Source organism: Rossellomorea sp. NS-SX7 (assembly GCF_052828565.1).
Map to the genome: position 1 here is coordinate 2291617 of NZ_CM128249.1, position 26375 is coordinate 2317991.

Annotated in this window: 30 protein-coding genes; 4 read left to right on the plus strand and 26 right to left on the minus strand. The window is 41.6% G+C overall.

Annotation, left to right across the window (positions count from 1 at the left end):
* The first annotated feature begins 56 nt into the window (after positions 1–56).
* Entirely contained in the window at positions 57–638 is a 582-nt protein-coding gene (locus tag ACUXV2_RS11445; RefSeq protein WP_446243338.1) for a DUF502 domain-containing protein, read from the plus strand.
* Between the two features lie 58 nt (positions 639–696).
* Here the strand turns inward: ACUXV2_RS11445 and ACUXV2_RS11450 are convergent, their stop codons facing one another.
* From ACUXV2_RS11450 to rsgA, 4 genes are all read right to left on the minus strand, one after another.
* Positions 697–1197, minus strand: a complete 501-nt coding sequence (locus ACUXV2_RS11450; protein WP_446243339.1) for a PTS sugar transporter subunit IIA — start codon at positions 1195–1197, stop codon at positions 697–699.
* A gap of 107 nt (positions 1198–1304) precedes the next feature.
* Entirely contained in the window at positions 1305–1730 is a 426-nt protein-coding gene (gene msrB / locus ACUXV2_RS11455; protein ID WP_446243340.1) for a peptide-methionine (R)-S-oxide reductase MsrB, read from the minus strand.
* Positions 1720–2211 carry a peptide-methionine (S)-S-oxide reductase MsrA gene (gene msrA / locus ACUXV2_RS11460; protein ID WP_446243341.1) on the minus strand — a complete coding sequence of 164 codons (492 nt, stop codon included), beginning with the start codon at positions 2209–2211 and terminating at the stop codon, positions 1720–1722. The genes msrB and msrA overlap by 11 nt, the downstream gene beginning before the upstream one ends.
* Positions 2212–2472: 261 nt before the next feature.
* On the minus strand, positions 2473–3513 hold the full coding sequence (rsgA, locus tag ACUXV2_RS11465; protein WP_446243342.1) for a ribosome small subunit-dependent GTPase A: 1041 nt from the start codon (positions 3511–3513) through the stop codon (positions 2473–2475).
* Positions 3514–3857: 344 nt separating this feature from the next.
* On the opposite strand from rsgA, the gene ACUXV2_RS11470 reads away from it, so the two are divergent.
* Positions 3858–4601, plus strand: coding sequence for a DUF4397 domain-containing protein (locus ACUXV2_RS11470; RefSeq protein ID WP_446243343.1), 744 nt, complete (start codon positions 3858–3860; stop codon positions 4599–4601).
* Positions 4602–4673: 72 nt separating this feature from the next.
* Here the strand turns inward: ACUXV2_RS11470 and ACUXV2_RS11475 are convergent, their stop codons facing one another.
* The 5 genes from ACUXV2_RS11475 to ACUXV2_RS11495 form a co-directional block, all read right to left on the minus strand.
* Positions 4674–5261, minus strand: a complete 588-nt coding sequence (locus tag ACUXV2_RS11475) for a YpmS family protein (RefSeq protein WP_446243344.1) — start codon at positions 5259–5261, stop codon at positions 4674–4676.
* A 33-nt stretch (positions 5262–5294) separates the two neighbouring features.
* Entirely contained in the window at positions 5295–6089 is a 795-nt protein-coding gene (locus tag ACUXV2_RS11480) for an SGNH/GDSL hydrolase family protein (RefSeq protein ID WP_446243345.1), read from the minus strand.
* Between the two features lie 250 nt (positions 6090–6339).
* Positions 6340–7182 (minus strand): DegV family protein, encoded by an 843-nt coding sequence (locus ACUXV2_RS11485; protein WP_446243346.1) that lies wholly within the window; start codon positions 7180–7182, stop codon positions 6340–6342.
* Between the two features lie 173 nt (positions 7183–7355).
* Positions 7356–7622 (minus strand): DUF2535 family protein, encoded by a 267-nt coding sequence (locus ACUXV2_RS11490; RefSeq protein WP_446243347.1) that lies wholly within the window; start codon positions 7620–7622, stop codon positions 7356–7358.
* A 175-nt stretch (positions 7623–7797) separates the two neighbouring features.
* Positions 7798–8451 carry an SOS response-associated peptidase gene (locus tag ACUXV2_RS11495; RefSeq protein ID WP_446243348.1) on the minus strand — a complete coding sequence of 218 codons (654 nt, stop codon included), beginning with the start codon at positions 8449–8451 and terminating at the stop codon, positions 7798–7800.
* 222 nt (positions 8452–8673) lie between these two features.
* Between ACUXV2_RS11495 and trhA the strand changes: the two genes are divergently transcribed.
* Positions 8674–9312: a PAQR family membrane homeostasis protein TrhA gene (gene trhA, locus ACUXV2_RS11500; RefSeq protein WP_446243349.1), complete on the plus strand. Its 639-nt coding sequence runs from the start codon at positions 8674–8676 to the stop codon at positions 9310–9312.
* Between the two features lie 54 nt (positions 9313–9366).
* Here the strand turns inward: trhA and ACUXV2_RS11505 are convergent, their stop codons facing one another.
* The 13 genes from ACUXV2_RS11505 to ACUXV2_RS11565 form a co-directional block, all read right to left on the minus strand.
* A complete protein-coding gene (locus tag ACUXV2_RS11505; RefSeq protein WP_446243350.1) occupies positions 9367–9858 on the minus strand; it encodes a dihydrofolate reductase in 492 nt (163 codons plus the stop codon).
* Positions 9859–9917: 59 nt separating this feature from the next.
* Entirely contained in the window at positions 9918–10874 is a 957-nt protein-coding gene (locus ACUXV2_RS11510; protein ID WP_446243351.1) for a thymidylate synthase, read from the minus strand.
* 147 nt (positions 10875–11021) lie between these two features.
* Positions 11022–11714 carry an anthrax toxin lethal factor-related metalloendopeptidase gene (locus tag ACUXV2_RS11515; protein ID WP_446243352.1) on the minus strand — a complete coding sequence of 231 codons (693 nt, stop codon included), beginning with the start codon at positions 11712–11714 and terminating at the stop codon, positions 11022–11024.
* Positions 11715–11882: 168 nt separating this feature from the next.
* Positions 11883–12470: a YpjP family protein gene (locus ACUXV2_RS11520; RefSeq protein WP_446243353.1), complete on the minus strand. Its 588-nt coding sequence runs from the start codon at positions 12468–12470 to the stop codon at positions 11883–11885.
* Positions 12471–13114: 644 nt separating this feature from the next.
* Positions 13115–13888, minus strand: coding sequence for a class I SAM-dependent methyltransferase (locus ACUXV2_RS11525; RefSeq protein ID WP_446243354.1), 774 nt, complete (start codon positions 13886–13888; stop codon positions 13115–13117).
* A gap of 82 nt (positions 13889–13970) precedes the next feature.
* Entirely contained in the window at positions 13971–14405 is a 435-nt protein-coding gene (locus tag ACUXV2_RS11530; RefSeq protein WP_446243355.1) for a BrxA/BrxB family bacilliredoxin, read from the minus strand.
* 42 nt (positions 14406–14447) lie between these two features.
* Positions 14448–15575: a conserved virulence factor C family protein gene (locus tag ACUXV2_RS11535; RefSeq protein WP_446243356.1), complete on the minus strand. Its 1128-nt coding sequence runs from the start codon at positions 15573–15575 to the stop codon at positions 14448–14450.
* Between the two features lie 75 nt (positions 15576–15650).
* Positions 15651–17543, minus strand: coding sequence for an ABC-F family ATP-binding cassette domain-containing protein (locus tag ACUXV2_RS11540; RefSeq protein WP_446243357.1), 1893 nt, complete (start codon positions 17541–17543; stop codon positions 15651–15653).
* Positions 17540–18262 carry an HD domain-containing protein gene (locus ACUXV2_RS11545; RefSeq protein WP_446243358.1) on the minus strand — a complete coding sequence of 241 codons (723 nt, stop codon included), beginning with the start codon at positions 18260–18262 and terminating at the stop codon, positions 17540–17542. The genes ACUXV2_RS11540 and ACUXV2_RS11545 overlap by 4 nt, the downstream gene beginning before the upstream one ends.
* Positions 18263–18285: 23 nt before the next feature.
* Positions 18286–19149, minus strand: coding sequence for a DegV family protein (locus ACUXV2_RS11550; RefSeq protein WP_446243359.1), 864 nt, complete (start codon positions 19147–19149; stop codon positions 18286–18288).
* Positions 19150–19192: 43 nt separating this feature from the next.
* Positions 19193–19675, minus strand: coding sequence for a hypothetical protein (locus ACUXV2_RS11555; protein WP_446243360.1), 483 nt, complete (start codon positions 19673–19675; stop codon positions 19193–19195).
* A 38-nt stretch (positions 19676–19713) separates the two neighbouring features.
* Positions 19714–21405 (minus strand): formate--tetrahydrofolate ligase, encoded by a 1692-nt coding sequence (locus ACUXV2_RS11560; protein ID WP_446243361.1) that lies wholly within the window; start codon positions 21403–21405, stop codon positions 19714–19716.
* 126 nt (positions 21406–21531) lie between these two features.
* A complete protein-coding gene (locus tag ACUXV2_RS11565; RefSeq protein ID WP_446243362.1) occupies positions 21532–22209 on the minus strand; it encodes a class I SAM-dependent methyltransferase in 678 nt (225 codons plus the stop codon).
* A gap of 167 nt (positions 22210–22376) precedes the next feature.
* Between ACUXV2_RS11565 and ACUXV2_RS11570 the strand changes: the two genes are divergently transcribed.
* Complete coding sequence (locus ACUXV2_RS11570; RefSeq protein ID WP_446243363.1) at positions 22377–22595, plus strand: DUF3892 domain-containing protein; 219 nt, start codon at positions 22377–22379, stop codon at positions 22593–22595.
* A gap of 339 nt (positions 22596–22934) precedes the next feature.
* Here ACUXV2_RS11570 and mntR read toward each other — a convergent pair whose 3' ends face one another.
* The 4 genes from mntR to ACUXV2_RS11590 form a co-directional block, all read right to left on the minus strand.
* Positions 22935–23351: a transcriptional regulator MntR gene (mntR, locus tag ACUXV2_RS11575; protein WP_446243364.1), complete on the minus strand. Its 417-nt coding sequence runs from the start codon at positions 23349–23351 to the stop codon at positions 22935–22937.
* A gap of 79 nt (positions 23352–23430) precedes the next feature.
* Positions 23431–24309, minus strand: coding sequence for a metal ABC transporter permease (locus ACUXV2_RS11580; protein WP_446243365.1), 879 nt, complete (start codon positions 24307–24309; stop codon positions 23431–23433).
* Positions 24299–25597 carry a metal ABC transporter permease gene (locus ACUXV2_RS11585; protein WP_446243366.1) on the minus strand — a complete coding sequence of 433 codons (1299 nt, stop codon included), beginning with the start codon at positions 25595–25597 and terminating at the stop codon, positions 24299–24301. Before ACUXV2_RS11585 ends, ACUXV2_RS11580 begins: the two co-directional genes overlap by 11 nt.
* A 14-nt stretch (positions 25598–25611) precedes the next feature.
* Positions 25612–26358: a metal ABC transporter ATP-binding protein gene (locus ACUXV2_RS11590; protein ID WP_446243367.1), complete on the minus strand. Its 747-nt coding sequence runs from the start codon at positions 26356–26358 to the stop codon at positions 25612–25614.
* Between the last annotated feature and the right edge of the window lie 17 nt (positions 26359–26375).

Consider the following 26375-nt stretch of genomic DNA (forward strand, 5'->3'; position numbering starts at 1 on the left):
TTTACTATACTTAGGATACGTATCTTGAAATTGTTCATGAAGAGGAGAAATGAAAGATGAAATGGTTTATAAAGGCGTTATTAAATGGCATATTGACAATTGTTCCGATTGCTTTGGTCATATATGTTCTGTATAAAATGTTTGTCTTCCTGGATGGTCTGCTGGGAAATGTAATGAAACCCTATTTGAATGAAAACTATGTTCCAGGTGTCGGACTACTCGCCACCATCGCCCTTTTGACCCTGCTGGGCTGGTTATCAACTAAATTCATTACAGGTGCCATCATCAGCCTCGTAGACAAGGTGCTTAATAAGATTCCATTTGTAAAGACCATCTATTCAGTCATCAAAGATACCATCCATTCATTCATTGGTGATAAGAAGTCATTTTCAAAAGTTGCCTTGGTGAAAATGCCGGGAACCAATATGAAGTGTCTTGGTTTTATAACAACTGAGCACCTCGGGGATCTGCATAATGATCTTGCCGGACATATTGCTGTTTACATCCCTCAAACCTTTCAGGTAGCAGGAATCACTTTCCTGATCCCTAAAGAAGATATCGAAATCCTCGATATAAAACCTGAAGAAGCGATGAAATTCATCTTATCTGGAGGAATGGCATCCAAAAAGGAAAATTAACGTAAAAAGGTGTGCCCATGCCGAATAAATCCGCATGGGCACACCTTTTGCTTGTTGTTTACTTTGCTGAAATCTCCAATAGATCATCTTGACCTGCCGATACCGATACAGCATCTTTTTTAACCAATTCACCCATATCATCCCCATTTGTCAAAATGATAGGAGTGATGGTACTTTTGGCTTTTTCTTTAACTAGATCGAGATCGAACGTAATAAGGGCATCCCCTTTATTTACTTTGCTGCCTTCTGAAACATGTGCATCAAATCCCTCTCCATTCATGGAAACTGTCTCAAGACCGATATGAATCAGGATCTCAGCGCCGTTCTTGGCTTTGATTCCCACAGCATGCTTTGTAGGGAAAAGCTGCATGATCTCACCATCGACCGGCGATACCACTTTCCCTTCAGTCGGATCGATCGCGATGCCGTCTCCCATCATCTTTTGAGAAAATACCGGGTCGGGAACTTCCTCCAATGATTTGACTGATCCTGTCAGCGGTGCAGCTGCAAGTACTGTTTTAGGAGCTTCTTCTTTTTTACCGAATAGTTTTTTCAGCATAAACTCTTCACCTTCCTATATGAAATATATACACATATGTACAACTGAATAAACATGCGGTTTTATTTTAGCACATATGTGAAAGTTCTCACAACATTAACATTATGTTAGAATATTTTTTTGTACGCACCGTATCCTTCTTCCTCCAGCTTGTCATATGGGATAAACCGAAGTGCTGCTGAGTTGATGCAGTAACGAAGTCTTGTCGGTCCAGGTCCATCGTCGAACACATGCCCTAAGTGTGAATCACCCTGTCTGCTCCTCACTTCAGTCCGGACCATGAAATGGCTGCGGTCTTGCTTTTCTTCTATTTCTCCTTCATCTATCGGTTTTGTGAAGCTCGGCCAGCCGCACCCTGCATCGTACTTGTCCTTCGAGCTGAACAATGGTTTACCTGAAACCACATCAACATATATCCCGTCATTGAATTCATTCCAATACTCATTTCTGAATGGAGGCTCCGTCCCGTTATTCTGTGTCACCTCATATTGGATAGGCGATAATTTTCCTTTTAATTCTTCTTTATTCTTCATTCGTTTCCCCCCAATTTCTTTCTATGAAGGCAGCCCTGCCTGAACCGCGGCTATAGCGGTCATAGTGTACAGGATTCTTCTTGTAATAATCCTGATGATATTCCTCAGCAGGATAAAATTCTTTCGCTGGCAGGATCTCTGTGACGACAGGTTTTTGAAATTTACCTGATTTTTCAAGCTTCAGTTTGGATTCTTCTGCCTGAATTCGCTGCTCTTCATTATGATAGAAGATGGCTGTCTTGTAAGAATGCCCCCTGTCAAAAAACTGGCCGCCTGGATCCGTTGGATCAATTTGCTGCCAATACACTTCCAGTAATGTTTCGTAAGGAAACACTTCAGGGTCGAATACAATCTGAACCGCCTCGTAATGCCCGGTCGTTTCCGAACATACTTCCCGATATGTGGGGTCAACAGTGCTGCCTCCTGTATATCCGGAAGTGACACTGTCAATACCGGGTTGCTCATCAAAGGGTTTCACCATGCACCAAAAGCACCCTCCCGCAAATGTGGCTTTTTGATACCTTTGTTCATCCGACATCCTCATCAACCTTTCGTAGTGATAGTTAGACTTTTCCCTTTGTAAGAGATTTTAACTCATAAAGGAACAAAATAAAAAGAATGTGTTTTGAAAGTGAAGGCTTTCTTATATAGTGCCAACTTAGGTTGATTGGAGCGGAAGTCTGCACCTTTACTTCAAGAAAAAAAGACTGATCCTGTCATTCTAAGGATCAATCTTTACATATCATTTCAGTTTACGCTGCTTTCCGATATTCTTCCATTTCTTCCGTTCCAAAGATTCCAGTCTTTTATTCCCTCTTCTTTCTGTATACGCAATTTCCCTCTGGAGCTTCTGGTATTGACTTAATCGGTTACGGTCCAATTCACCGGTAAGGATCGCTTCATTTATTCTGCATCCAGGTTCTCCTTCATGGGAACAATCATTGAATCTGCATGACCTAGCGAACTCTTCAATATCATTGAATTGAGTTGATAACCCTTCATTTCCCTGCCAAAGTTGGATTTCCCTCATCCCTGGTGTATCAATGATGGACGCCCCATTTTCCAATAGAAATAATTCTCTATGGGTCGTCGTATGTCTTCCCTTATCATCGGTTTCCCTGATTTCGTTCGTTTTTTGGACAATTGCATCGATTAGGAGGTTTGTCAAGGTCGACTTTCCAACACCTGAAGAACCGGCTAAAGCGACTGTTTTTCCCATTTCTAAAAATGGATTCAATTCTTCGATTCCTTCTTTCGTGATGGAACTGATCGTGAGAACTTTCACACCATACAGTTTACTTTCTACCTCTTTTCTTTTTTCATCAGAGTTCGGGCATGTGTCAGCTTTCGTCAGAACAACGACGGGATTTGCTCCACTCTCCCAGCAAAGTAATAAATAACGTTCGATTCGTCCTATATTTAATTCATCATTCAGTGAGGAAAGAATGAATATCGTATCAATATTGGCAGCGATAATCTGTTCCTCGGCTTCCTGTCCCGCTTTCTTTCTTGAAAATTTACTGGTCCTTGGCAATACTTTCTCAATGATGCTTCCTTCTTCATTGATCTGTACCCAGTCCCCTACAGCTGGGAGGTCCTCCCGGCTTACCGTTTCAAAGCGCAGTCTGCCTGATATTTTACAGAGTAATTCTACGGAATGTGTCATGACCCTATAGGAGCCCTTTTGCTCGGTCACGACCCTTCCAAGCTTTTTAACTTCGTTGTTTCCTTCGATCAAAGATTCCAACTTGCTAGTAAACAGTTGTGTTCTGATTGTATTCAATGTAAATCCTCCCTAAAATAAAAAAAATCCATTTGCGCCCTGCACGCCAACGGATTTATCTTTAGGGTAAAAGAACACCTCTAAAATGATTTCCCGAATAAAGCGGACCTTTGACATGCAGAGACTATTTTTGGTTTATGCAGCTCATTGTTTACCTTTTTCATCAGTCTTCTCATATCACATCACCCGCTTTCATATTAGTTAACCATATTATCTCTTAAACATTTCAATGAATCAAGAAAAATTTTCTAATTTTCAAAAGAATACATAAAAATGGGTACTTTCACCATTTCATCTCTCACGCATATTCTATTGTGGTGAGTAAGATTAAAGGGGAGAACGTTATGAGCAATCAACAGGATTATTTAAATAAAGCGGCTTTATATGACTTGTTGGCTGGATATTATAAATACAGTAATCCTTCCATGCATATCCATTATTATAAAAAGCACCTGAAGTATATGAACTTTGCCCTCAAGGCTCAACAGCGGGAGATGAATCTCTCAAGCCAGCCTTCCTATGTCCGGGTACTCCATGCAGTACCTGACGCCCCAAGCGTAGATGTTTATATTAATGCAAATCGGGTACTTAGGGACGTTGCATTTAAAGATATCAGTGATTACCTGACGCTTCCGGCAGGTAAATACCATATTGATATTTATCCGGCAGGAACCGGCGTCAACACCTTGATCAGTAAAAAGGTGAAGATTGAACCAGGAAAGGTATACACGCTTGCTGCAGTCGGCACCTCAAACAAATTGCAGCTGCTTCCATTCATCGATGACCCTTCCGTACCAAGCGGGGAAACAAAGATAAAGTTCATCCACCTATCACCTGACGCTCCGGCAGTAGATATAGGAGTTAAAGGAGGAGACACCGTATTTGCTGATATTTCATTCAAAAAAGCATCCGAATATTTGAATCTGACACCTATGACGGTTAACCTTGAAGCCAGAATTGCCGGAACAAAAGATAAGGTACTGGATATTCCCAACGTCAAATTGAACGCCAATCAAACCTATACCATCGTTGCGCTTGGATTGGCTGAGGGTGAACCGGAACTTGAAGCATTGCTATTAAAAGGATGAAAAAAAGGATGACCGAATCGGTCATCCTTCATTATTGTCAGGCTTACGGCCGCTAGAGGCACGAGACTTTTCTTATTGAGCCTGATCGACAGGAACTAATAGTCGGAACATAATATTATCTTCCTCTAAATCAAATTCCTTCGCCCTGACTTTAATATCACTTTTCAGTTTCATATCCTGCAGTGAGACATAAATCAATTCATCATTCGGCTGTATCTTCACCCATTCAGGAAAATTATATGAATCCCTGATGACTTTCAACACGTAGGATACCGGCAGGTTAAGTGAGCCGACTGATATCGATTTCTGCTTAAGCAGGATATCCCCATTATCTAAAGCTTTCGGTTCAAAAGCAAGTTCGAAATTGATGTCGGACGTGAATACAGGGACAGACCCGTGTAATTCCACATCATCTTTTAACTGTACATCATATTCAACTGGGCCCTTGAGTCCCTCTTCTTCGATATAATGCTCGATGATCAAGTTTAGGTCGTGTTTATTTGAGCGTACGTCAAATCCCACTTCCCTATTATTATTTGCTTTATTCTCAGGCAGTGCATCATCCTCGGCAGGAGCAAAAACCATTAATAGAATAATCACAATTCCTGCAATCAATGCTCCTGATAAGGCAAAAAACGCTGCCTTCCACTTATTCTTCATGACGGCTTCTCCTCTTCTAACTAATAAATAATGTTAATCGGTCAGTCTTGCAATTGTTTCCCCTTGTGAAAGACTCATAAACATACGGTCTGCGATTAATTTATAGCCTTCATCGTTTGGGTGGAAATAATCTTCGTATAACAGGGTATCTCCACTGTCGATGAATAAATCATCGATCTTAATAAACATCGTTTTATCATAGCCGCTTAATACTTGCTCACTTGCACTGTTCCAATTAAGGATGATTTGATTCACTTCTTCAATTTCTGAAAACCATGTATTGAAAGGGTTATATAGTCCGACAAGTACAATCCCTGCATCAGGATTATAGCTTTTGATCGTCTTCAAGATCTCATTAAGCCTTTCTTGATATAAACTTTTTTCATCCTGGAAAACTTCTAAACTCAAGTGAGACAGGTTTTCCCTGAAAATCTTCATCACATCGTTTCCGCCGATCGTGATCATAACCATATCAGCTTCTTCAACAGACTTTTTCACTTTGGCTTCTTTCAATCGTTTAAGCAGCTGATCAGTGCGATTACCCCGAACTCCATAGTTATGGAATTGGGCATTATTGATCCCATCCATTGACTCAAGCTGATTCTCCAGGTAAGGAACATAGCCCCCGCTTTTCGTACTATCACCGACACCTTGAGTGAGGGAATCCCCGATTGATACGATTTTTAAGTTTTTCGGTATGAAATGTTCATTTGGATCATCTTTATCCCACAAGGATACTTCCCTTGTTACATGTTCTGCTGCTTCTTCCAATGAACAGCCAGATAAGAGAAGAACAAAAGCAAGCATGAAGTATGCTAATTTATTCATCCGCTTCACCTCGCTTACATTATAATGTTATTATATCACGACAGTATATACGTAAAACCTTTGTTAAGAATACATAAACTAAATGTAAAATGCAGTTATTATACTTTTTACATTCTTAGGCAGCCAGCTGCCCCTCTACTTACTTTAGTATATGTAAATAAATGAAAATTTGAATCATATTAAGAAGAATCCGGTTTCAGCAAAATAATACGTTCAAAAACGGCGAAGGGCAAGCCCCCGCCGTTTTCCTTTAATCTGTATAGTACATGAATCCAATGGCACCGATTCCGGTATGGGTGCTGATGATCGGTGTGGTCTGTAATATTTCATAATCCTCATAACCGGTCTTTTCTTTAATCTTATTCTTGAGATTTTGAGCGAGCTTCATTCCGTCAATCTCAACAAGCCCGACACCACGAATCGTCTTTCCTTTAACATCCTCAACGAATTGTGACGATAAATATTTAACCACCTGGGAATGGCTCCGCACCTTTGCTACAGGGGTATACTCCCCTCCTGCCAAAGAAGCAATCGGCTTGATGTTGAGCAGGGAGCCAATCATCGCCCTCCCCTTGCCGATCCTTCCTCCTTTCACCAGGTTTTCAAGTGTATCCACGACTACGAATAAGTTCGTATTCTTACGGATATTCTCAATGGAATGCAAGATATCCTCAAGTGATTTTTCCTTCTTTGCAAGCTTTGCTGCTTCAATCACCTGAAAAGCCAGAGCTCTTGAAATGAATCTTGAGTCTACAACCGTTACCTGGGAGGAAGACATTTCTGCTGCTGATTGTGCGGATCGTACGGTTCCGCTCATATTACCGGTCATGTGAATCGAAAGAATGGTCGATCCGTCTTTCCCCAACTCATCATACAATTCAAGGAAAGTACCTACAGGAGGCTGTGAACTTTTCGGTAATTCCTCTGAAGCTTTCATTTTCTCCAAAAAACTTGAAGGGGTGAGATCGATCCTATCTAAATATGTTTCCCCATCGATCGTAACGGATAGAGGAACAACATGTATGTCCAAGTCACTTATTTCCTTCTCTGTTAAATCTACTGTCGAATCTGTCACTATTTTAATTTTATTCATGTTTGCCACATCCTTCTACCATATCCCTTGTATTATAACGTTAAAGAGCCCGGATTAAAATAGATTTTCATAATTGATTCCGTCAATCATCCAGTACATGCACACACAATTTCCACAAAGAAAAAAGGACTTTCTAAAGTATGTGCTTTCTTTAGAAAGTCCTTGCTGAATGATTAAGCATTTTTTTTGAATTCTTCAGAGTGATAAATTTGTTCATAATCGGACCATTTCATTGTTTTCTTTAGGTACTCTCTAAAACTGTATACTGATTTACAAGTATGTTCTTTAAAGATTTTTGAAATGAAAGCATGCAGTTTCAGGTTTACCCTAAAATAGAGCGGGCTGTCTTCCTTTAACACAGGGACTTCTAAGATTTTGACTTTCCTTCCATTCTTCGACTTGAACTCAATGGTTTTTGTCAGCAAAGTATCAATCCTCATTTATACCCGTTTATATCCTTATTATACCTCAATTCCAGCGCGTAAAATGTCTAATCTTGCAAAAAAGAATTTATTTTTTCACTTTGGTCTGTTTACACAATTGGCAGCTTTCCACGTGCGGTCAATTATGCTCTAAAATTGCTTTGCAGGCAGATCATTGTCTTTCATTTTGGTCCTAAGCCGGATTGATACATTCTTCTACGTCATTTTTAGGTGAATTCACCAGTCTGGAGACCTCGTAGCTCTTCATATCTTCGTGAGGAAATGGGACCAGTAGCTTCGACGCCTCATCAAATGAATATTTGTCTATGTTAAGCCATCTTTCAATCGATTCATTATCCTTCAGCATGACAGGCATCCTGTTATGGACAGGGTTTACAAGTTCGTTTGCTTCTGTCGTGAGGATCGTGGAAGTCACCTGCCCATCGCTGCTTCTGTCCCAAAGAGCAGCGAAAACAAATGGGCTTTCACTTTTAAGTTGAAAGCGGACGGGGACTTTCCCATCCTCCTCTTTCTTCCATTCATAAAATCCATCTGAGAAAATGACCATCCTTTTCTTATGGACCAATGAACGAAAGCTGGGTTTTTCTAACAATGTCTCACTTCGTGCATTGATCAACGGTTTCCATTTATCCGCTTTTGCCCAGCCAGGAACGAGGCCCCACAGTGTTTCCCCGGCTTTTCTTTTCCCTTTATTTGAAATAAGTGATAGCACTCTTTGGGAAGGGGCAATATTATATCTTGGATAGGCTTCCTCGATGAATTCATCTATTAAAAATTGACTGACTAGTTCTTCAAGGGGGGTAGTAAGAGAAAATCTACCGCACATAAGATCACCTCTGTATCATTTTACTTTTTGTTAACATCGGTTAAAACGCGCTGAATACTTTTTTGAATCAACCATCAGATTTAATGAAGCATCTTATATAAGGTGCAAGAATAAAGTGTTTACACGAACAAGAATCCACTTGCATAATGGTTGCAGAATTTGGTAAAGAGGATTAAGATGAATACACACTACATTTAAGGTTAATCGAAAGGGTGCTTCTCCTTGACATATGATTTTGATTATTCGAATTGGAAAGAAGAAATTGCAAATGCCATTACTCATGGCATCGGGTTTATATTAAGCATACCGGCTTTGGTCATGCTGATCATCTTCTCCGTTGACAAGGGGTCGCCCTGGCATATCGTCAGCTTTTCCATATTTGGCGCATCGATGATCCTTCTCTATTTATTTTCAACATTGCTTCATAGCTTTAAACCATCCAAGGCCAAGAATCTATTCGCCATCCTTGATCATTCAGCAATCTATATTCTGATTGCAGGTACTTATACCCCTTTTATGCTTGTAAGTGTCAGGGGTGCACTTGGCTGGACCCTTTTCGGGATTGTATGGGGGCTCGCTGTCGTCGGGATTGTATTTAAATGTTATTTCGTTCAGCGGTTTCAGGTGGTATCGACTCTTTTCTACCTTGTCATGGGCTGGCTTGTCATCATTGCGGTCAAACCTCTTTATTTCAGTCTTACAGGTGCAGGATTCTCTCTTTTATTAGCCGGAGGTATCATGTATTCAATCGGAGCCGTCTTTTATGTATGGAACAAGCTTCCCTACAATCATGCAATTTGGCATTTATTTGTTTTGGCTGGGAGCGGCTGTATGTATTTCTGCGTATTGTTATATGTGTAATGCCAAAAAAGGTACCGTTTATCGACGGTACCTTTTTAATTTGAAACCCATTAACTATTTCTGTTTTCGGTCATATGTCAAGAAGTAATAATCGTATGGATTTTTATCATCCTTAGGACCCTTTTCCCTGCTTGTCAAATTCCATTCTTCAAGATCTATCGGTGGGAAATACGTGTCTCCCTCGAATTCTTCCTCAATCAGCGTAATATAAAGACGATCGGCGAATGGAAATGCTTGCTTAAAAATTTCAGCGCCACCGATGACAAACATTTCTTTCTCCGACCCACCATCAATTTCAGATATTTCATCTACTGAATGGATGATCGTACATTCGTTTGCTTTATACTGCTCATCTCTTGTGACTACAATATTTTCTCTTCCCGGCAGGGGTTTCCCGATTGAATCGAATGTTTTTCGACCCATCACAATTGGTCTCCCCATGGTGACCCTTTTAAAGAACGCTAAGTCAGCCGGCAGGTGCCAAGGAAGTTCATTATTTTTTCCTATCGCTGAATTAGAGTCCATTGCTACGATGAATGAAATCATACCTTACTGTTCTCCCCTTTCAAACATTGTCTGGAGTTGTTCCCGGCAAACATCCGTCATTAAACAGCGACAGGTGCCTTTATGGATGGATGAGGATCGTATCCTTCCAACTCTATATCATCCATTTCAAAATCAAAAACCGATTCAACTTCTCCATTCAATCTCAATTCAGGAAATTCTCTTGGTTCACGATCAAGCTGAGTATTGATTTGTTCGATATGATTGATATAAATATGCGCATCCCCTATGGTATGGATAAAATCCCCTGCTTCAAGACCGCATTCGTGCGCGATTAAGTGAGTCAACAGCGCATAGCTTGCTATATTGAATGGAATCCCAAGGAAGATATCCCCACTGCGCTGGTATAGCTGACAGCTTAGCTTTCCATCCGCAACATAAAATTGAAACAATGTATGACATGGCGGCAAGCCCATCATAGGAACGAATTCAGGTGACCAGCTCGATAAAATCAATCTCCTTGAATCAGGGGTTGCTTTTATCTGTTCAATCAAGTCTTTTAACTGATCGATCGCTCCGCCGGAAGTGGTTTCCCATGCTCTCCATTGTTTTCCGTAAACCGGTCCCAAATCGCCATATTTTGCTGAGAATTCATCATCGTTCAGGATACGCTCTTTAAAGAGTGCCATCTCCTTTTGATACTGCTCATTGAATTCTTCATCCTGCTGGCTTCTGAGTCCGAAATCTTTCATGTCAGGTCCTGAGTATTCTCCGCTTTCCACCCAGTTCTTAAATGCCCATTCATTCCAGATGTTGTTGTTGTGCTGAAGTAAATATCGAATATTGGTATCACCTTTAATGAACCACAATAATTCACTTGCCACAAGCCTGAAAGGCACCCTCTTTGTCGTCAGCAGCGGAAAGCCTTTCGTTAAGTCAAATCTCATTTGATAGCCGAAGACCGAAAGAGTGCCTGTACCTGTTCGATCCTCTTTTTTGAAGCCGTTGTCCAGAACATGACGGCACATATCCAGATAAGCATATTCTCCGTGTTTCATCGTTATCGCTCCTTCGCTGAAATAAGATTCTGCATTATGTATCTCCTTTATTTTAAGGCAATCCATCAACTTTAGCCAGTCGAAAAAGGGCAAAAAAATACAGCAGAAGTGTCGGTCTCCTGCTTGAACAAATGAAAGATCACTACTTCAGTCCAATGACTTAAAGTATTGATAAGTAGATGGAGCTTTTCTTTTTAATAGATTCCTTGAGTCCGAACTGTAGTAATACAAGGCAAAGGTTTCTGCAAAATATTCTTCCTGGTAATCTATGAAGTATGATTGATCAGGGAATAATAGGGATGCTTCTTTTTTCCAAACCTGCATGAATGCCATTTCCGAATAAGGACCATTTATAACATACCTGTCCATACTATGGGCAAGTTCATGTAATTCCAGGTTAACGGAATCATGCCCCATTCCCCTTTCACTATGTCCGATCTTCACCAGCACCAGCTTGGAGCCCCCGATACCCGGTACATCATCCCAGGTTGTATTTTTATTCGTGTATCCTCTGGGGGTAACACCTTTCAAGTGACTTGTAGAAGAAAAATCAGTCAGATTATTTTCGAATAGACGTATCTTTATTTCTTGATTTTCGACCGCACTAAGTAAATGGGTTGGAATATGATCAAGTCTTCGGATGATGCCTTTTGCTTCACTCTGGTCATAGTCTGTCTCCGGGAGCAGGATGATATTTTCCAACTGTTCATCTGAATGTAATTGCATACTTGATTTAATGGAAGAATGTTTTAAAAGAATACCGCTGTAGCTTGCCTGTGTCTGCTTCCAAATGATGATAGAAGCAGTGATGATGACGAGGAATATAACTGCACGTTTCATATAAAAGAACCTCCATAAACGAAAAGTGCCCTAGTAACTATTATTCTACCATAATATCATTTTGCTTTTTAGGATAGATTCCTTCCAATTCAGGTTCTCCTAAGGGCGTCGGACCTACAAAAAAAAGCAAGCACAAAGAAAGTTGTGCTTGCTTTATGTATGATAGGTTTATGAGACGCTCATCCATTGAGGGGGAGTGTTTTTATCCCAGTAGATGCTTCCAAGGTCATGATGGGTCTGGAAATCATCATGGACTGTATGGTAATGGAAGTTGAAATAATATCCATCTTTAGGTGGATGATCTTTTCTTACATGAAACCGGATGACATCTTCTCCCGTTCTCTTATCATAGATATGAAAGATTTTCTCTGTTCTTGCATAGTGAGGGACCTCTGAAATGACAAGGCAGGATAGATCTTCTTCATACTGTAAAGATGTCTGTTCGATTGCATGTTCCATCTTTGGCAGGATCACGCTTCTGAATTCGTCTTCGATCGCAGGTTTTATCTTGGTACCAAATTTCTCGTATGAATTTTTTTCAGCCTGCTCCATCATTTGTTCCAGAAAATCTTCTCTTGATAAGACCGTTTCTTCCTGAAGGACTTCCTCTTCTGCGCTTTCAACAGAAGAAGGTTTTCCGTTGCTTTTGGCAAGTGCATGTCCTTCCTCATTCAAAAATGCTTGTGAAGGGGAAACTAGTCCGAATGTAAGGATCGATATAAGAACAAAAAACGACTTTTTGAGCCAGATTGCCATAAATAACGTCCTTTCCTATGTATTGCTTCTATTATTATACTATTTACTACGAACAAAAAGTGAAAAAGGTTTCATTTTTTTGTAGGATATAAAAATATTTATGTGGTAGTATATTAATGAGGATATTTCGTAAGGAGGATAACGAAAATGGATACTGGAATCATGATTAATATCGGTTACTTACTTCTATTAGGTTATTTTGTAGTACTAGGTTTCACTGACTAATGTTAAAAAAGCAGACAGGCATTGTTTATTGCCTGTCTTTTTTGTTAGCTGTTATAAAATTATTAACACAGACGGATCCATTTCGCTGCAGGCATAAGATTCCCCGGGGAGGAAGTCGAGTCTCCTCGGCGTTCCGCCTGCGGGATAGAAAAGCGGAGGCGGTTCGCTCAGCCCCGACAAGCATAAGCTAAATGGGCCGGGAAGACGTTTCTGCCTTCGTGGACCATTTAGCTTATGACCTCGAGGGGCTAACCGCCGGAGCTGGAATGGTCTCGACTTTTCCTCTATTTCCCGTCGGAGTCAAATGCCTTCCGCTCCATTCCACTCTGTAGTATTAACGAAAACAACCATCCGTAATAAGCTTTTTTAAAATACCATCTTATAAAACCGTTTCAGCATAAAAAGTGATAACCTTCTTTTCATAGATTAATCACTCCAAAATGAAATTTGGCTGATGGTCTTTTTATCACTTCAAACCCGTGTTCCTCAAATAGGGATGATTGGTAGTGATTTTTCATGACGATCTTCTGTTTCGCCACCCGTTTGGCTTCTTCTATCACTTCTTTTGTCAGTGGCGTATAGGAAGCCCAGATTCTGATTGGATTTATGCCGGTTGAATCAGTCAGTCCTTCTTCAAACATTGGGTCGAAATAGACTACATCCATTGATTTATCGGCACATTCCTTTAATCCATCTTCAAAGCTGCCCTGGCATACTTTCACTCTATTCATTGCTTCGTTTAACTCTGCGAGGGGTGACTTCCAATTCTTCAAGCCTTTTGCAACGATAGAGGCAATATACTTATTTGCCTCCATTCCTTTAACAGTTCCTTCAGGGCCGACTATGTAGCTTGCGATAATGCTATCTGAAGAAAGGCCAAGCGTACAATCAAGGAAACTCATCCCTTCTTTCAGCCCTGCTGCTTCCACCATGGGATCCGTTTCCCCGCGCATTAATCTTTTAATGCGAAACGAGGCTGAATTTGGATGAAAGAAAAAAGGTTCCTGCCCTTTTATCTTATGAAGCTCCATGCGCTCTTTTCCGACCATGACGCAATCTTGACCTGCTTTTTCCATATGATAAATAAGTGATTTTTTCCCTCGTTCAATATAGGGAATGTCCAGTTCGGAAGCAATCCTTAATGCCTCTTTGATGACATTCTCGTTCGCTCTCCCGCATGTCGTTACAAACACATTCGTTAACTCCCTTGTTTGTTTATTCTAACCATCATACCATAAAAATGGGGAACCCCTTTTGAGTTCCCCGTTTTTCCCATCAACAATGCTCATTGAATGCAGTAGTCAAGTTTGAAATGATGTCTGATATGTCATGATCCTCTATTTCTTCTCTTGGAATGAAATGAACCACTTTATTTCCCTTTAATAGTGCCATTGAAGGTGATGAAGGCTCATACCCTTCAAAGTACTCTCTCATTTTCGCTGTGGCTTCCTTATCCTGACCTGCAAATACAGTCACAAGCTGATCGGGTGTCTTATCATTATTCATGGTGGATTGAGTGGCAGCCGGTCGTGCGAGACCCGCAGCACAGCCGCAGACAGAATTCACGACTACAAGGGTCGTACCTTCTGCACTTCCCACAAACTCTTCCACTTCCTCTGCCGTGGTCAATTCCTTAAAACCTGCTTGAGCAAGTTCCTGTCTCATTGGTTTCACCAATTGTCTCATATACTCTTCATAAGCCATTGACATCATACATTCCCCCTATAGAATATAGTATATTTCAAGTTCAGGTTAATCCTGCAAACGCGCTTCTGTCATTTGTTTCCAAACAGATCCTTTTGCCTCTTCTCCGCCTTCGATGCGTTCGATGGCCATTTTCACTTGTAATTTGACCTCAAATTCCGGGTCGTTTTCTGCAGCTTTCAAACCTGGAAGTGCCGTTTCATCGCCTTCTTCGTATAGGAACATGGCAGCGCGCCATCTCACCAATTTACTCTTATCTTCCAGTGCTTTCACCATTTGCGGCATTGCCTTCTTGAATCCGAGATCGGATAAACAATCACCGGCTGTACGGCGTACAGATGCCGATTTATCATCAAGTCCTCTATATAACAGGGGCAATACCCGCTCGTCTTCGATCATGCCGAGATATACCACGGCCAGACGGCGGATCGACACTTTTTCATCCTGGAGCGCTTGTTCAAGAAGCGGCAGATCATTCAAAGTCGGGTCATCCATTGCTTCAAGCTTCTGATACCTGGACTGCCAATCTGGTGCACGTAAATCATCCAATGTGATTTTTTGCTTATCCCGACGGACAGGCTGTGCTTGAGTACGGTTTTCAGATGCTTGTTGAGTCAAGCTTTCGAGCCTTGAATCAGGATAGGAGGCGGTTAATTCTTCCACAACATCCTTCCCTATATCATCCAGGTCACCGTATCTCACTCCATGGTCTTTCCACTTACGGAGAAGTACGACATTGTCCCCGTCCTGCTGGGCACCTGCCAATGCTTTCATAAACGGATCAGGTAATGAGAAACGCTTCTCTTCTTCCCCATCTGTCACCTTCACCTGCATCGGAATCCCTTTGAACATCTGCACCGCGACATTCACTTCACCGAAATGCTCTTCCATACGGGAATCAGTCGATTCTTGCTCCGTCTCTTCCCCGAATGCTTTCCTGACCTGAGGAAGGAGCTCCTGCCAATCAAACTTCGCATTCCGTTCGACAGCAAGAAAGTCTGCAACATGATAAACTCCTTTGATTCCTTCTATGTGAAGAATGTCTTTGATGATGGAAGGAGCACCGTCTGTCTGATCTTTTTTATAGTTATTACTTTTCCCAGCTTCAAGTTCCCTATCTAGGAGAACCTTCATCGTATTCGGGCTGGGGGTAGGTTCGATCGATACAATTTTCACAGTTAATCCCCTTTCTGCCAGCACTTGTTTTTTTCATCTTAACACAGTTTTTATCCTGTAAAAAAACAAAGCGGCTTAATCTGCAAATTCTGAGAGATAGCTCCATCTTTCAATCAAGTGTTCGAGTTGTTCATTTAGTTGCTGACTTTCATTCATTAATTCCTGCGCACGTTCGAAATTGCTGCCGACACGTTGGAGTTCTTCCTGGACATTTTCCAGTTTCTCTTCAAGGTCAGAGATCTTGCCTTCAATTTCCTCCCATTCACGCTTCTCCATATAGGATAACCTTTTCTTCTCTTTTTCAGGTTGTGGTGAGGGCTGTTTTGATACTGTATCCTGTTTCTTCTCTACTGCCTGTTTTTTCGTTTCTAATTCAACTTCCTCCAAGTACTCTGTATACTCTCCGAAATAGGTTCCGATATCGCCTTCCCCGTTAAAAACGAGTAATTGATGAGCCGTCTTGTCCAAGAAATACCTGTCATGTGAAACGGTCACCACGACTCCTGAAAAGTCGTTAATATAATCTTCAAGGACTGTAAGTGTTTCAGTATCCAAGTCATTGGTTGGTTCATCAAGCAGGAGTACATTCGGTTTTCCCATTAATAATTTCAGTAGGAACAGCCTCCTCTTCTCTCCTCCCGATAGCTTGCGAATAAGTATGCCATGGGTACTCATAGGGAAAAGGAAACGCTCCAGCATGGATGTGACAGATATCCGTTCTCCTTTATCCGTCGTGATGAATTCTCCCGCTTCCCTGAGATATTCGATCATCCGCATATTTTCATTCAGTTCTTCATGCCCTTGGGTGTAGTAGGCGACCTTGACGGTTTGACCGGTGATCAGTTCCCCTGAATCCAGGTCATCCTTCCCCGACAGCAGATTAAGAAAGGTAGACTTTCCGCTTCCATTTTTCCCTACGATCCCTATGCGGTCACCCGGCTTGATTAGATAATCGAAACTTTTCAGAATCACCTTGTCATCAAAGTATTTTGAAGCATTTTTCAATTCGAATACCTGTTTCCCCAGACGATTTCCTCCGATTGCGATATCCACTTGTGAATGAATGTGGCCTGAAGTCATATTCTCTTCCAGGTTTTCAAATCGCTGAATTCTTGCTTTCTGCTTGGTGGTCCGGGCTTTTGCTCCCCGTCTCATCCATTGAAGTTCACGTCGATAAAGGTTTTGCTGTTTCTCGGAAATCAGACGTTCTGTTCCCTCTCTTGTCGCTTTCGCTTCAATAAAAGATGCATAATTTCCCTTATATGAAAACAGCCTGCCTCCATCCAATTCAAACGTGCGGTTCGTCACACTATCCAGGAAATACCGGTCATGTGTCACCAGCAATACAGCACCGTTATATTTAGCCAAATAATCTTCCAGCCACTTAATGGATTGATAATCCAGATGGTTGGTAGGTTCATCCAGAATGAGAAGGTCAGGCGTTTCGATGAGCACACCGGCAAGTGCCACTCTTTTCTTTTGACCACCAGATAACTCATTCATTTTTTTAGAGAAATCATATATACCCAATTTTGTGAGGATTGCTTTAGCATTGGCATTCGCTTCCCATGCATGAAGAATATCCATCTGTTTCTGCGCCTCAAATAATCTCTCCTGCACAGTCACGATTTCAGGATTTTTTTCCAATTCAAGCAAAGCTGTTTCATATTCACGCATTGCTTTAATAATCTTAGCCTCTCCTCGAAAAACTTGGCCGATAACAGTCAAATCACCGCTGACCTCAGGCTCCTGTGGTAAATAAGTAATATGATAATCTCCCGGGGTGATGATTTCTCCATTATCAACCTCTTCGATCCCCGCAATTAACTTTAAGAGACTAGATTTCCCCGTGCCGTTCACACCGATCAGGCCGACTCTCTCTTTTTCAATAATGGAAAACGAAATATTGTTGAATAACGTCTTCTCACCATATGATTTTGACAAATTCTCAGCTGTTAACATTCTCATTCTTGACCATTCCATTCTTTGTTAAATTGCTTCAGGAATTCAAGCATGTATTCATGCCGCTCTTCCGCAAGAATTTTACCCGTATGCGTGCACATCAGGTTTTTCAATTTTAATAATTTCTCATAAAAATGATGGATGCTCGAACTTTTTCCATTCCTATACTCAATGAGACTCATTTCAAACCTTACATCTATATCAGGGTCAAATATCGCCCTGCCCTTCTTGCCGCCATATGCGAACGTTCTGGCGATTCCGATTGCGCCTAGTGCGTCCAGTCTGTCTGCGTCCCTTACAATCATTGCTTTAATCGAGGATAAAGACTCTTCGTTACCGCCTTTATAAGAAATTGAAAAGATGATGTCATACAATTCATTTTTCTCATCTTCAGCCAAAGAAAGTGGGGCTATCAGCTCTTCCAGCTTTCTTTTCCCTTCTTCCGCAGAAGCAGTAAGTTTTTCGTCTGGAACATCATGCAATAAAGCAGCTAACTCAATGATATATGTATCTGTTACATTTTCTTTCTCTGCAATCAATAGAGCATTATTTCTGACTCTTTCAAGGTGATACCAGTCATGTCCTGTTGACTCATCTTTAAATTCTTTTTTCAGCACATTTATTAATTCTTCTATTTCGCCTCGGTCCACTTCATCATCACCTTCCTTCCCCATTGTATCAAAAAACGGAGCAAAATGATTAAAGAGGTGACATATAAGATTCACACTTATACGTCACCTCTCTATACTTATGCTTCCCCGTTTTCTTCAGACCAGCTGATCCCAATGGTGTTGGCACCTGCATGAACATCGATGACCGCTCCAAGAGGATATGCCCCGAACTCGATTCCCGGATGGCTTTTCTCTAATTCTTTCATCCATCCTACCGCTTCATCATGATTCAACCCATGTAAAATGGAGACTTTTTTTATTTTCTTTGTCTGTAAGGCATCACCCAGCAGGTTACTCATTTTACTCAAGCCCTTAGTTATACTTCTTACTTTGTCCTTCACTTCTAATTTTCCGTCCACTATCGAAAGGATTGGCTTGATATTTAATACACTTCCAAGAAAAAAAGATAAGCCGTTCATTCTTCCGCTCTTATGGAGCTGTTCCAGACTTCCCACCATGACAAATACTTCCCTGGTTTTGATCTTTTCCTCTATTGATTTCGTAATCTCTTCAATAGACTTCCCTTTTCCATGCAGGGTTTGACCATATTCGATAAGCTCCGTCAGTGGATATGTGAGCGTCTTGGAATCAATACAAGTGATGGATGGAAATGAATCATTGAGCATTTCCGCCGCCTGATAAGCAGAAGACATGGTGCCGCTGAAGTGAGAGGAAACATGGATTGAAAAAATATGATCATAACGACCTGCGAGCTCTTCATATAATTCCTTGAACGTACCGATGGAAGGCTGTGACGTTTTCACTTCCACTTTTTCCTCTTTCAACTTTTCAAACAGATCTTGCGGGGATAAATCTATCCCATCCCTGTATTCCTTTTCCCCGAATAATATATTCATTGGCACCACAAACACATCATTTTCCTTACAAGCTGACAGATCCTCGATATATGCAGTACTATCAGTTACCCATGCTATTCTCATCGATAACGCCCCCTTATTGATATATCTATTTCACTGGACACCTTTAGTCCAATTGCTCCAATGTTTCCATTGAAAAAGAAACCATCTGAAGAATATCATCCACCATCTCTTCGGTTATGACTCTGTTAAACTTTAGTACACCCTGTACCTTTGGCGGGTGTAGAGAGGAGTGCACATTGATCCACTCCCAGCTTTTATCCGGTCCCCATGTCGTTTCCAACTCTTCCTGATGCTCATAAATTTTTTCATTACCGTTGTATATCAATTGAATGACTGCCCCCGCCTGGTTCTTTTCCGCCAAACCATTTCTTTCCGCTAAAAAATGCCCCATATCCGCTCTTAATTCAAGTGAGATGGAACTTGACCGATGAGGCAGGGAATAATGGATCACGTAAGCCCGTTCATAATGGGCAAAGTCAAATAAATCCTTTCGGTCGAGAATGGAAATGTCTCCTGAGAGGTCTAAGTCGTACACGGCACCTTCAACAACTACCTTTAAATTATCAAAGGCTGTAGGGTCAAACATCCTGTTCTCCTCCTTCCCTTCATTTTAAGTTCGATATCTCAGAATAAACCAGTGGCTTTCCCGTTTGCATCAATATCCATATTGAGCGCAGCCGGATGTTTAGGCAGCCCCGGCATCGTCATGACTTCCCCTGTCAATGCCACTATGAATCCTGCACCAATTTTGGGCTTCAGCTCCCTAATCGTAATGGTGAAGTCATTCGGCCTTCCCAGCCTTGCGGGATCATCTGATAAGGAATATTGTGTTTTCGCCATGCATACAGGAAGGGGGCCCCATCCGTTATTTTCAAATTCATCCAGCTGCTTTTTTGCTTTCACTGAATAATCCACTCCACTGGCACCGTATACCTTTCCTGCAATACATTCAATCTTCGTCTGAAGTGAATCAGACAAATCATATAGCGGGGAGAATTCCTTACTATCATCTTCAATGACTGATAGTACCTTTTGTGCCAGATCCAATCCGCCTCTGCCGCCTTGTGCCCATACGTCAGTCAATGAGACCGGGACCCCTTCCTCTTCACACCAGGCATTCAGAAAGTCTATCTCTCTGTCGGTATCTGAAACAAAGCGGTTGATCGCCACCACATAGGACACGTTAAATGCATCAAGTGTTTCCATATGTTTTTTCAAATTGGCAAGTCCGAGTTTCAGGGCTTTCATACTTTCGATCTTCAGATTTTCTTTACTTTGTCCTCCGTGCATTTTCAATGCACGTATCGTTGCTACAAGAACGACTGCATCAGGTGCAATGCCTGCTGCCCGTGACTTGATATTGAGAAATTTCTCCGCACCGAGATCTGCCCCGAATCCTGATTCCGTCACAACATAATCAGAAAGTTTCAATGCGGTTTTCGTCGCGACGATACTGTTGCACCCGTGAGCAATATTTGCAAACGGACCGCCATGAATCAGTGCAGGGGTATGTTCGATTGTTTGCACCAGATTAGGTTTCAGTGCATCCTTCAGCAATAAAGTCAATGCTCCTTCCACCTTCAAGTCTTTAACCGTGACCGGCTGTCTTTTATTGTTATACGCCACTACAATCTGGCCAAGTCTTTTTTTCAATTCCTCAAGATCATTGGACAAACAAAGGATGGCCATGATTTCAGAGGCCACTGTGATATCAAATCCATCTTCTCTCGGTACACCTTGGACGGGACCGCCAAGGCCAATGACGATGTTCCTTAATGCCCTGTCATTCATATCAATGGTACGTTTCCAAACGATTCTTCTCGGATCGATCTGTAACTCATTGCCTTGATGCACATGGTTATCAATCATTGCGGCAAGGGCATTATTGGCCGTTGTGATGCTGTGGATGTCCCCGGTGAAGTGAAGATTTATCTCGTCCATTGGAAGGACTTGCGAATAACCGCCCCCGGTTGCTCCACCTTTCATTCCCATGACAGGTCCTAAGGAAGGTTCCCTCATGGCAATCATCGCATTTTTATTCATCTGGTTCAGTGCATCTCCAAGTCCAACCGTAACAGTTGATTTCCCTTCACCAGCCGGAGTGGGGTTAATGGAGGTAACCAATATCAATTTTCCATCACTAAGTTTATTCAGGTTATGTATCGCTTCATATGATATTTTCCCTTTATATTTTCCGTACAGCTCAATGTCCTCTTCTGTCAGGCCGATTTTTCGGGCAATCTCAGAAATTGGCAGGAGAGGAGACTCCTGTGCGATTTCAATATCAGTTTTCAATTTCTTAGTTGTCAATGTCATCGTATCCACCTTTTTAAAATTGATTGGCACTTACACCGCTGTTAGTTCCCTTGCAACGACTACAGCCGTAAAAATAAACAGTGTTCTTTTAAATAGTATATACTTAAAAAAATCATCCATCATTCATTAAGGAAGTTTAAACATAAAAAGGGTCATGAAAGTCAGCGCTTGCTTTAATTCATTTGAAAGTGACCCTGTCAAACTTTCCTTAACCCCTTTTTTATAAACCCACTCTTCATCAATCTTATTCCAGCCTTTTTCTTCTGCCAGCCTTTCCAATTCCCATGGCATCATCGTGTTGCATATGGCGTTTTCCCCATGGAGACGTGGATAGGAATTATCCCTGGGATGTGCTGTCGGACCAAGAAGCCCAATGCAGATATATCCTTCTTTATCTGTGACCCGTTCAAGTTCATTTAATGCCTGTAATGGAGATTCTGTCCATTCAATTGAATTGATGGCCATCACTGCTTCAAACTCATTTTCTTTAAAAGGAAGGCGGGCAAGGTCTCCTTGAACAAATTTCAGATGTTCCCTTTCAAGCTGATTTGCTATTGCGACCATGTTTTCAGAGAAGTCCATACCTGTCACTTTATATCCGTTCTGATGAAGCAGATAGGAGCCATAACCGTCTCCACATCCCAGGTCTCCTATTTCTTTCCCTTTATCAACCGTTCTCTGGAAAAATGGGACAATGGATTTCCTGCTGCCGGTTGACCACATTTCCGCACTTCTTGAATGCCAATTATCTGCATTTATTTCCCAGCGTGATTTAGCATTTTCATGCCACTCAGATTTACTCATCATTGCACCTCGGTATATTTATTCTCTTACTCTATTTCTTATTATAAGGGAAAAATCCTTCTTTTTTCCCTATTTAATAATTTCTAAAACAGAATCCATTTCCTTATGAACCTTGGCACATTTGACCATACTACTAATGGAAATCATTGAAGAAGGGGTTTAAAAAAATGGAAGAAATCACGAAAGTTCAGCGTAATTATCATGGAGATATCATCAGTTTTCAAACATCAGGCGGAAGAATCATTTCGTACCGAAAAGCCGTGCTGGAGGCTTCGGAAGGACTACTTAACGGTGTTGATCTTCGGGAAAATGAATGGGGGGAATATGAGATCTACTCTTCCAATGCATCCGGACAAGGTTTCGACGATTATCCGACTATATTCTAAGCTGTACCGATCGTTTTATAGAAAATAAAAAGGGCTGCACGCCAGGCAGCCCTTTTTATCATTTGAAATAAATATAAATTTTCACTTTTGGAATTGTCCAGCTTCGGCGGCTAGAGGCTCGAGACATAAGCCATGCCATCCAAAAAGGCAAAGAGTGCCTTTATGGCTGCCCTGTCTTATGCTTGTCGCCTCTTAACGAGCTGCCTCCGCTTTTCTATCTGTCCAGCTACAGGGCTTAGAGGCACATGTCATAAGTCAAACCGGCCAAGAGGGCAAAGAACGCCTTCGTGACCGATCCACCTTATGCCACCCGCCTCTTTCAAAGCCCCTCCGCTTTTCTTATTCACTTCTGCTTTGAACATCCCTTAGATCTTCAAGCCTCTTTTCTTCCTCTTCAAAAAACTGTACCAGGTCTCCGATCCTGTCAATGGAATCCCAGCTCAAGTGATGTTCAATACCTTCTACATCTTCATATATATGTTCTTCCTTTACACCGATCACCCGAAGGAACTGCTCAAGGAGCTCATGTCTGTAAACTAAGCGTTTCCCTATTTTATTCCCCTTTGGAGTCAGTACGAGCCCACGATATTTTTCATATACCAGGTAGTCATCTTTATCTAACTTCTGCACCATTTTTGTCACTGAGGAGGGATGTACGGTTAAAGCTTCAGCTATATCAGATACTCTCGCATACCCTTTATTCTCAATTAACAAATAGATCTGTTCTAAATAGTCTTCCATGCTTGGTGTAGGCATTCTGCACCCTCCAAATTCCCATAAATATCAATAAAAGTTTACTATAAGAACAGGATGAATACAACCCGGATACTTTATATCACTCTTCAGACAACCTTCTTTGATTGAGGAATTTAGATACTAAGCCGTACTTTGGTGAAAGCATCCATACAATCAGGAATACTATACCGGCAGCGACTGCCATCGCACCAGAAATGGAAACGTCGAATATCTTTGCTCCATAATATCCCGCAATACTGTCAAAGATTCCAATAGCTCCGCTTAAGAAAAGCATCACCACATATCTGTCTGTCAACAGATAAGCAGTAGCACCCGGGGCAATCAACATGGCAACCACCAGAATCGCTCCCACACTGTCAAATGCAGAAACCGTCGTCACCGAGACCAATCCCATCAGGATATAATGGATGGCTAAGACGGGGATGCCAATGGCTGCGGCCATATTGGGATCGAATGAAGTTAACTTAAATTCCTTGAATAAAAGCAAAATGACTGCAACATCAATAATCAGGATGGACCCAAGCATGACAACAGACTTTGGTATTGCCCCCAGGAATGGTATTGATATGGTGTTCCATGGAACAAATGCAATCTCACCCATCAATGCATGCTCGACGTCCAAATGAACATTTTTAGCAAATAGGGATATGAGGATAACACCGAGGGCGAACAGGGAAGTAAATACTACACCGATTGCAGCATCTTCCTGGATACCGCTCGAATTCAATAGCTGTACGATAAAAGTCGTCAATAGTCCAGCCGCAGCTGCCCCGATCAGCATATTGAAACCATTCATACTTTGACTGACGATGAATGCCATTACCAGTCCAAGAAGTACGGTATGACTAATTGCATCAGCCAGCATCGACATCTTTCTAAGTATTAAAAAACAGCCGATGACCCCGCATGATAGTCCTACCAAGCTGCCTGTCAGAAGAATCCAAAGTTCATAGCTCATACCCCTGCCCCCCTCTCTCAGCACGGACTTTTATGTTCAGAAAAGGATTTTGACTGTAAATTTCCGACATTTTCAATTGCAGCTTCCTTAATTGATCCTTTGATAAAGTTTCTTCTTCCTGCTCTTCGATCCAGTTGATGTCAAGTGATCCAAGTTCACTGGGATACATTTCTTTCAATTCAACAATTTCATCCACAAACCTGAATTGTTCAGCTTTCATAGAACCTGAATCCGTAATGGAAATTTCGCCATCCGCTTTAGATATATAAGCGTTTTTCACAAGGTGATTCATGACACGCGCAAATCGATATTTTGATATATTCGTCTCCTGGAAAAGGGAGTCTTCGCTGATCGTTTCTCTTCTCAGAGCATAAACTTTCTTCAAAACGAAACGAATGGCCAAGCGATCATCGTTCCTTGTTCTTCTCAGGATAATTGAAATCAACCCTCTTTTAGGTGAAAACAGCAAGGAAAAGATGAAAATGACAGTTGCTGTCAATACGATGAATGGACCTGTCGATAGACCTTTGCCCAATGTACTGATCAATGTCCCTGCTGCACCTGATAATCCGCCGACTATTCCTGAAATAATGACCATCGTACGCAGTGAATCAGTCCAGTATCTGGCTGATATTGCCGGTGTAATCAGCATGGCTGCCATTAAGATGACCCCTACTGCCTGTATACCGATCACTACGGTAATCACTAAAAGGGAGACGAATAAAAAATTCAGTAAGCCCACAGGGAGGCCGATCCCCCTTGCAAATTGAGGGTCGAATGTACTAACTTTGAATTCCTTAAATAACAGTGTTGTGATGACTATTAACGCAGCTGCTGTCAGGCCCATCAATTGTACATCTCTTCCAACGAGGGAAGCTGCCTGACCGAATATGAAATCATCCAAGCCGCTCTGGTTTCCTGTAGGCATCTGGGCCACCTTTGTTAACAATACGATTCCCAATCCGAAAAAAACCGACAGAACCAAACAGATCGCAGTGTCTTCTTTGATTCTCGTTGTATTTGTAATCAATTGTATCGTATAAGCTGCCAGCAATCCGGTTGCGGCAGCACCAATCAGTAATACGAAGAAATTCTTTTCACCAATGAACATAAAAGCAAAGCAAATACCAGGAAGCGCGGCATGGGCAACGGCATCCCCTATTAAACTTTGTTTTCTTAAAAGCGCAAAACTTCCTAATACCCCGCTTGCAATCCCCAGCAATAATGTACTGAGTAATACCCATTGTGTGTTTCCATCAGTTAAAAGAGATTGCCACAAATGATTCATTCTACTCACCTCTCTTATGGTTGAATCAGCATTTTATCCTTTTCCAGGAAGGATAATTTCCCACCGTATGTCAGTTGTAAGTTATCTACATTGAACACATCCGCAGTTGGTCCGTATGCAATTGTCTTTCTATTAAGCAGAAGCGTCCAGTCAAAATATTCCGTAACTGTCTGAAGGTCATGATGAACGACCAGTACAGTCTTTCCCTGTTCCTTCAATTCGTTCAATAACGAGATGATGGCTTTTTCAGTTGCCGCATCCACCCCTACAAATGGTTCATCCATAAAATAAACCTCTGCTTCCTGGGCTAGTGCGCGTGCAAGGAATACTCTTTGCTGCTGGCCTCCTGAAAGCTGGCTGATCTGTCTTGAGGCAAATTGAGTCATCCCTACCTTTTCCAAACACTCCATAGCGTAGGCAACATCCTTCTTGGATGGTCTTTTAAACCAGCCTAAGTGACCATATCTGCCCATCAACACAACATCAAGGGCATTTGTGGGGAAATCCCAGTCAACTGATCCCCTCTGCGGGACATACCCAACCGTCTTACTCTTAGGAGAATAAGGTTTATCAAATATTTTGATATCTCCGGATGACCGGGGAATCAATCCCAGAATAGCTTTAATCAAGGTCGATTTTCCTGCGCCATTTGGACCGACAATCCCGATCAGTTTCCCTTTCGGAACAGAAAATTCTACATCCACCAGCACTGGTTTTCTATGATAAGCAACGGTCAAACCTTTAATTTCCACTGAATTCATGAATGATCCTCCTTACA

Coding starts and splice junctions, on each gene's coding strand:
- ACUXV2_RS11445 (WP_446243338.1), top strand. CDS start 57: ATGAAATGGTTTATAAAGGCGTTATTAAATGGCATATTGACAATTGTT.
- ACUXV2_RS11450 (WP_446243339.1), bottom strand. CDS start 1,197: ATGCTGAAAAAACTATTCGGTAAAAAAGAAGAAGCTCCTAAAACAGTA.
- msrB (WP_446243340.1), bottom strand. CDS start 1,730: ATGAAGAATAAAGAAGAATTAAAAGGAAAATTATCGCCTATCCAATAT.
- msrA (WP_446243341.1), bottom strand. CDS start 2,211: ATGGTGAAACCCTTTGATGAGCAACCCGGTATTGACAGTGTCACTTCC.
- ACUXV2_RS11470 (WP_446243343.1), top strand. CDS start 3,858: ATGAGCAATCAACAGGATTATTTAAATAAAGCGGCTTTATATGACTTG.
- ACUXV2_RS11475 (WP_446243344.1), bottom strand. CDS start 5,261: ATGAAGAATAAGTGGAAGGCAGCGTTTTTTGCCTTATCAGGAGCATTG.
- ACUXV2_RS11480 (WP_446243345.1), bottom strand. CDS start 6,089: ATGAATAAATTAGCATACTTCATGCTTGCTTTTGTTCTTCTCTTATCT.
- ACUXV2_RS11485 (WP_446243346.1), bottom strand. CDS start 7,182: ATGAATAAAATTAAAATAGTGACAGATTCGACAGTAGATTTAACAGAG.
- ACUXV2_RS11490 (WP_446243347.1), bottom strand. CDS start 7,622: ATGAGGATTGATACTTTGCTGACAAAAACCATTGAGTTCAAGTCGAAG.
- ACUXV2_RS11495 (WP_446243348.1), bottom strand. CDS start 8,451: ATGTGCGGTAGATTTTCTCTTACTACCCCCCTTGAAGAACTAGTCAGT.
- ACUXV2_RS11505 (WP_446243350.1), bottom strand. CDS start 9,858: ATGATTTCATTCATCGTAGCAATGGACTCTAATTCAGCGATAGGAAAA.
- ACUXV2_RS11510 (WP_446243351.1), bottom strand. CDS start 10,874: ATGAAACACGGAGAATATGCTTATCTGGATATGTGCCGTCATGTTCTG.
- ACUXV2_RS11515 (WP_446243352.1), bottom strand. CDS start 11,714: ATGAAACGTGCAGTTATATTCCTCGTCATCATCACTGCTTCTATCATC.
- ACUXV2_RS11520 (WP_446243353.1), bottom strand. CDS start 12,470: ATGGCAATCTGGCTCAAAAAGTCGTTTTTTGTTCTTATATCGATCCTT.
- ACUXV2_RS11530 (WP_446243355.1), bottom strand. CDS start 14,405: ATGTCAATGGCTTATGAAGAGTATATGAGACAATTGGTGAAACCAATG.
- ACUXV2_RS11540 (WP_446243357.1), bottom strand. CDS start 17,543: ATGAGAATGTTAACAGCTGAGAATTTGTCAAAATCATATGGTGAGAAG.
- ACUXV2_RS11550 (WP_446243359.1), bottom strand. CDS start 19,149: ATGAGAATAGCATGGGTAACTGATAGTACTGCATATATCGAGGATCTG.
- ACUXV2_RS11555 (WP_446243360.1), bottom strand. CDS start 19,675: ATGTTTGACCCTACAGCCTTTGATAATTTAAAGGTAGTTGTTGAAGGT.
- ACUXV2_RS11560 (WP_446243361.1), bottom strand. CDS start 21,405: ATGACATTGACAACTAAGAAATTGAAAACTGATATTGAAATCGCACAG.
- ACUXV2_RS11565 (WP_446243362.1), bottom strand. CDS start 22,209: ATGAGTAAATCTGAGTGGCATGAAAATGCTAAATCACGCTGGGAAATA.
- ACUXV2_RS11570 (WP_446243363.1), top strand. CDS start 22,377: ATGGAAGAAATCACGAAAGTTCAGCGTAATTATCATGGAGATATCATC.
- mntR (WP_446243364.1), bottom strand. CDS start 23,351: ATGCCTACACCAAGCATGGAAGACTATTTAGAACAGATCTATTTGTTA.
- ACUXV2_RS11580 (WP_446243365.1), bottom strand. CDS start 24,309: ATGAGCTATGAACTTTGGATTCTTCTGACAGGCAGCTTGGTAGGACTA.
- ACUXV2_RS11585 (WP_446243366.1), bottom strand. CDS start 25,597: ATGAATCATTTGTGGCAATCTCTTTTAACTGATGGAAACACACAATGG.
- ACUXV2_RS11590 (WP_446243367.1), bottom strand. CDS start 26,358: ATGAATTCAGTGGAAATTAAAGGTTTGACCGTTGCTTATCATAGAAAA.